Source organism: Campylobacter concisus, from assembly GCF_902460875.1.
In the GTDB taxonomy this organism is placed as follows: Bacteria; Campylobacterota; Campylobacteria; order Campylobacterales; family Campylobacteraceae; genus Campylobacter_A; species Campylobacter_A concisus_AA.
In genome coordinates, this window is the sequence record NZ_CABPVR010000001.1 from 124,282 (window position 1) to 129,749 (window position 5,468).

7 protein-coding genes are annotated in these 5,468 nt (G+C 40.1%); all 7 read right to left on the reverse strand.

Translation table 11 applies throughout. The features are described 5' to 3' along the window. On the reverse strand, window positions 1–785 hold a 785-nt coding region (locus F3H01_RS00670; RefSeq protein ID WP_149724517.1), incomplete at its 3' end, for a ParB/RepB/Spo0J family partition protein. Between the two features lie 15 nt (window positions 786–800). Next, entirely contained in the window at window positions 801–1,583 is a 783-nt protein-coding gene (locus F3H01_RS00675; protein ID WP_149724495.1) for a ParA family protein, read from the reverse strand. Further along, window positions 1,580–2,215, reverse strand: coding sequence for a biotin--[acetyl-CoA-carboxylase] ligase (locus F3H01_RS00680; RefSeq protein ID WP_149724496.1), 636 nt, complete (start codon window positions 2,213–2,215; stop codon window positions 1,580–1,582). Before F3H01_RS00680 ends, F3H01_RS00675 begins: the two co-directional genes overlap by 4 nt. Window position 2,216: 1 nt before the next feature. Beyond that, complete coding sequence (thiD, locus tag F3H01_RS00685) at window positions 2,217–3,005, reverse strand: bifunctional hydroxymethylpyrimidine kinase/phosphomethylpyrimidine kinase (protein WP_149724497.1); 789 nt, start codon at window positions 3,003–3,005, stop codon at window positions 2,217–2,219. 26 nt (window positions 3,006–3,031) lie between these two features. Next, window positions 3,032–3,937, reverse strand: coding sequence for a methionyl-tRNA formyltransferase (gene fmt, locus F3H01_RS00690; RefSeq protein WP_149724498.1), 906 nt, complete (start codon window positions 3,935–3,937; stop codon window positions 3,032–3,034). Between the two features lie 16 nt (window positions 3,938–3,953). Next, entirely contained in the window at window positions 3,954–4,289 is a 336-nt protein-coding gene (locus F3H01_RS00695; protein ID WP_149724499.1) for an EF-hand domain-containing protein, read from the reverse strand. 46 nt (window positions 4,290–4,335) lie between these two features. Next, window positions 4,336–5,394 carry a GTPase ObgE gene (gene obgE, locus F3H01_RS00700; protein WP_149724500.1) on the reverse strand — a complete coding sequence of 353 codons (1,059 nt, stop codon included), beginning with the start codon at window positions 5,392–5,394 and terminating at the stop codon, window positions 4,336–4,338. Between the last annotated feature and the right edge of the window lie 74 nt (window positions 5,395–5,468).

Below are 5,468 nucleotides of genomic sequence, written 5' to 3' on the forward strand. Positions count from 1 at the left end.
TTTGCTTTTATCTTTAAATTTTTAAAAATTTCTTGTAAATTTGATAGTTTTTTACTCATTTCCTCAGAAATTTTTGGCTTTTTGTCTTTTATCTCTTCCTTATTTTTTATCTTTTTTACTAAAATCTCTGTATCTCTAACGCTTAGCTTTTGACCAATTATCGTATCAACAACCATCTTTTCTTCTTCAGTACTAAGCCCAACTATAACTTTAGCGTGACCTTGCGTTAGCTTATCTTCTTGTAAAAGTTTTTGCGTATAGTCGCTAAGAAGCAAAAGCCTCATCGTATTTGTTATTTGTGTTCTACTTTTATGAATGATATTTGCCAAGCCATCTTGTGTGATCTTATACTCATTTATGAGCTCTTTATACGACTTTGCAAGTTCGATTGGATTTAAATTTTCACGTTGAATATTTTCGATAAGCGCAAGCTCTCTTAAATTTTGAGACTTGATATCAGCGATGATCGCCTTTATCTTGCTTGCTCCAAGCATCTTTGTAGCACGGTATCTGCGCTCACCAGCTATTAACATATAGCCATCATCTTTCTTGATGACGATTATTGGCTGGATCAATCCGTGTCTTTTGATGCTGGCACTTAGCTCTTTTAAAGCCTCTTCGTCAAAATGCGTTCTAGGCTGGTATGGGTTTGGTAAAATTTCATCTATATTTATCTCTTCGACTATCTCAGAGTCGTTTAAATTTGCAATCTCTTTGCTGTAGGCTTGCTCTACATCTTCAAGTATCGCGCTAAGTCCTCGCCCTAATCCACCTTTTTTAGCCATTTTTTTCCTTATTTTTTAGTTTAAAATACAATATGCCAAATTTTGATACGCAATTGAGCCAGGTGATTTTATATCATAAAGTATGACTGGCTTGCCAAAACTTGGGCTTTCAGCAAGTTTTACATTTCTTGGAACGACCACAAGTTCCTCTTTGCTGTCCTTACTCTTAAAGAGCTTATTTTCAAAATGCTGCTTTAAATTTGCAATTGTCTCTTTTGAGAGATTATTTTGCGAACTAAACATAGTCGGTAAAAAGCCTTTTATGTTAAGCTTTGGATTTATTGTCTTCTTAATAATCTTAACCGTATTTAAAATTTGCGCCAAACCCTCAAGTGCGTAAAATTCACATTGAATCGGGATGATAACACTATCACTTGCACTAAGAGCATTTATCGTGATGCTACCAAGTGCTGGAGGACTATCGATGATAATAAAATCATAATCGTTTACAACTTCTGAAATTTTATTTTTAAGGATTAGTTTATAGTCCTTATTTTGGTCGTTAAATTCTTGCTCAATACCGACAAGTCCGATGTTTGATGGAGCTAAAAAAAGTGTTGGGATCTCAGTTTTTAACACGATTTGCGAGAGCTTTTTTCTATCTGTTAAGACGTGATAGATGTTAAACTCATAGTCGCTTCTACTAAAACCAAGTCCAGTTGTCGCGTTTGCCTGTGGATCGATATCTATTAATAATACTTTTTTTTCAGCAACCGCCAGTGACGCGGCTAAATTTACGGCTGTTGTGGTCTTGCCAACGCCGCCTTTTTGATTAGCTATTGTTATTATCTCGCTCATCTTAAAGAATATACCTTTTCCCCATTTAGTAAGATTGCTCCATCATCGCAAATTTCAGCATCCTGAAGCGAAACAGCTCTATTTGCAATATGCGTAATAAAACTCTTTGACTTGCAAAAGTCTATCCTAAATTTGCTAAAAATTGGCTTCCATAAAATCTTTTTATCAAGCATGCTAACAAAGCCCCAAACTAGCTCATCTACGCTAGTTTTGATATCTAAAATGCCCGCATTTTCAGGCGCACTCGTTAAATTTATCCCCATGCCACAGATATAAATTTCATCGACTTTATTTGTCAAAGTGCCGCCTATTTTGCGCTCGTCCACGTAAAAGTCATTTGGCCATTTTAACCAGCACTTTGAGCCAAGTTCGCTCAAGACTTCACGCATCAGCATAGAAAAATATATCGAGATCGATGGCGGAGGTATGTCACTTGACAGCTCATCTTCGCTTATACAAAATGACATGAATAAATTTCCACCAAGTCCTTCCCAGCTATTGCCACGGCTACCAACACCTTTAGTTTGATTATACGCCACAACCATATACGGAGCTTTTATCTCGCCGTTTTTTAGGGCGTCTATCAAAAATTCCTGTGTCGAAGGCAGACTTTGAAAAAACTCTACTTTCAAATCACACCTTAAATTTATAGAAGTGATTTACCGGATTTTGTCCGCCACCGATGATAACCGCGTTTTTGATAGCGTTAAAGATATAATCATGCGCATTTTTTACACTTTCTTTTAGACTATGTCCATTTGCTAAATTTGAAGCGATCGCGCTTGATAGCGAGCAGCCTGAGCCGTGAGTAGCGGTCGTTTTTATGCGCTCATCGCTAAAAATTTCATATTCACTGCCATCATAAAATATATCAAGCGACTTTCCGTCAAGCTCGCCACATTTTAGATAGACGCTCTTTGTGCCAAATTTCAAAAGATCTTTGCAAGCCTCTTTTAGCTCGCCCTCGCCCTTTAGCTCACGCTTTAAAATTTCACGCGCTTCAAAGATATTTGGCGTGATTACGCTTGCAAGCGGGAAAAGCTCCTCTACGATCGCGTCTTTTGCAGCGCCCTCTAGCCAGATGTCGCCATTTTTACAGCTCATCACTGGATCAAGCACAACAGGCGGTAAATTTTTGATCTCTCTTAGCGTTTTTGCGACGCTTTTTATGATCTCAACGCTTGGAACAACGCCTATTTTTATCACATCAACTCTTATATCATCAAATATCGCTCTTATCTGATCCTCGATGAGCTTGGTCTCAACTAGCTGCATGCCAAAGATACCCTTTGTATTTTGAGCAGTGACCGCCGTGATCGCTCCCATCGCATATACGCCGTGTGCTATAAAGACCTTTATGTCAGCTAAAACTCCAGCTCCGCCGCTTGGATCAACACCTGCTATACTCAACGCATTTTTCATATTTTCTCCTATAAATTTTTTGATTTCTACTCTATCTTGTCGCCAACGCTAAGACGCTTACCATTTATATATGCTTTTGCGTTTGTTGGCTTTTTGCTTGGCTCTTGAAGCTCGTAAATTTTGACCGCCCCACCATTGCAAGCAACCACAACGTGATCTTTTTCTACACCTAAAATTTCTCCGCTTTTGCCACTTTTTTCGCTTAGCTTAAGCGATAAAATTTTTAGTCCGTTTGCCAAATAAATCCCCGGCCAAGGTGTTAGTGCACGAAATTTATTATAAATTTGCCCCGCATCTTCATCAAAGCTAAAAAGTCCGTCGCTCTTGCTTATTTTTTTACAGTGCGTAGCTTGTGTGTCATCTTGTTTTTGTGGTTTTAAATTTTCAAAATTATTAAGTACTTTTACTATTAGCTCACCGCCAAGCTCACCTAGCTCACTAAAAAGTTCGCTTGACATCTTACTCTCGCAAGACGTGTATATGAAGTCCAGCATATCGCCAGTATCAAGGCCAGCGTCCATTAGCATAGCTGTGACGCCAGTTTGCTTCTCGCCTGCTAGGACCGCGCTTTGTATAGGGCTCGCACCTCTATATTTTGGCAAGATCGAAGCGTGCAAATTTATACACGTTGCTACGTCAAGTACACTCCCTGGCAAAATTTTGCCATAAGCTGCCACGACGATAAAGTCTGGACTAAACGCCTTTAGCTCGTTAACTACCGCCTCATCTTTTAGCGTATTTGGCGTAAGGACTGGTACGCCTGCTAGCTCGTTTTGCGCATAAATTTTGACATCACTTGGGGTTAGAATTTGCTTTCTGCCAACTGGCTTATCAGGCTGGGTAAAGACCGCTTTTATATTAAAGCCAGCTTCTTTTAGATGCCTAAGTATCCTAACGGCATAATCAGGCGTCCCCATAAAAACTACATTCATCACTTTCCTTTAAATTTCAACGACTTTTATTTTGATCTGTGTTTTGGCTATCCGTCAGCCAAGAGGTGCATGGATCTTCCTGCCAGTCAATCTTTTGAAATATCAAACTTCCTAACTCGTCAATGCTAACTTTGCCACTACGATCAAGATCCAGCCTCTTAAATTCCTCACTAGTGCATAGATCTGGTGCTATTTTTAGCGCTGATGGCACTTTGCAGGACGTCCACTCATCTAAATTTAGCATGCCGTCACGATCTATATCATTGTAATCCAAAAACATATACGCCGGATCCGCTGGATCACAGCTATATACACCAAGACAAAATAGCATAATGCAAAAAATTTTCTTCATTTTATACTCTCAAATTTCTAAGTTCAAAGTGCCAAAAGGTCGCAACTTAAAGCTCTTTTTTTAGCAGCTCAAGCAGTGCAAATTTAAGCTCATCGATGTTCTCGTTTGTCGCTGACGAGATCGGCAAGACAAAGTATGGTTTTTTCGCGTCAAAGCTGTATAGGTCTTGTTTATAAACAAATTTACCATCTTGTCTTGGCTCTAAATTTATATTTTTCATAAATTCTTTTATATTTTCATCTAAATTTTCAGCCGCATCGACTCTGGTAACAGCGATTGCATAGTCCCTGCTAGCAAGCACGCTTGAAAATTTAGCGACCTCCTCTTTTAGCACGCTAAACTGCTCGCTCATGCTTCTGTAGTTTGCACTATCTATCATAAAAAGCAAAATTTTATTTCTCTCGATGTGCTTTAGAAACTGCACGCCAAGACCGCGTCCGTCGCTAGCTCCCTCAATGATACCAGGGATGTCAGCCATGACAAAGCCGCTAAACTCATCAACCTCAACAAGTCCGAGCTTTGGCGTAAGCGTGGTAAATTCGTAGTTTGCGATCTGTGGCTTGGCGTTTGAGACGGCTGAGATGAGGGTTGATTTGCCAACATTTGGAAAGCCAACAAGTCCCACATCAGCTATCAGCTTTAGCTCGAGTCTAACTTCCACACTCTCTTCTGGCATGCCCTTTTGAGCGTACTCTGGGGCTTGGTTGATAGAGTTTTTAAAGTGAAAATTTCCAAGTCCGCCCTTGCCACCTCTTAAAAATAGCGTCCTTTGCCCCTCTTCTACCATGTCGCAAAGTAGCTCATTTGTCTGCGCGTCATAAACCGCCGTTCCTGGTGGCACAATGAGCTCTAAGCTCTCACCCTTTTTGCCAGTCATGCGTCTACCCATGCCAGCCTCACCGTCGCTAGCTCTCATCGCCCTTTTACCCTTGTAGCTTGCCAGCGTGTGGGTGTTGTTGTCGCAGACAAAATAAACATCTCCGCCGTCACCGCCGTCACCGCCGTCTGGGCCGCCTAAAATGACGTGCTTTTCGCGTCGAAAGCTTACTGCACCAGCTCCGCCGTGACCCGAGCTTAGAGTTAAATTTACGCTATCTATAAACATTTTTTGCCTTAAATTTTTTATTTGGATTATATCTAACTTTACTGAAATTTAAATCGTGGTATTTTAATTAAAAC

Excerpts from the sequence above, each read along its gene's own strand:
- thiD (WP_149724497.1), bottom strand. The coding sequence starts at position 3,005 with ATGAAAAATGCGTTGAGTATAGCAGGTGTTGATCCAAGCGGCGGAGCT.
- F3H01_RS00675 (WP_149724495.1), bottom strand. The coding sequence starts at position 1,583 with ATGAGCGAGATAATAACAATAGCTAATCAAAAAGGCGGCGTTGGCAAG.
- obgE (WP_149724500.1), bottom strand. The coding sequence starts at position 5,394 with ATGTTTATAGATAGCGTAAATTTAACTCTAAGCTCGGGTCACGGCGGA.
- fmt (WP_149724498.1), bottom strand. The coding sequence starts at position 3,937 with ATGAATGTAGTTTTTATGGGGACGCCTGATTATGCCGTTAGGATACTT.
- F3H01_RS00695 (WP_149724499.1), bottom strand. The coding sequence starts at position 4,289 with ATGAAGAAAATTTTTTGCATTATGCTATTTTGTCTTGGTGTATATAGC.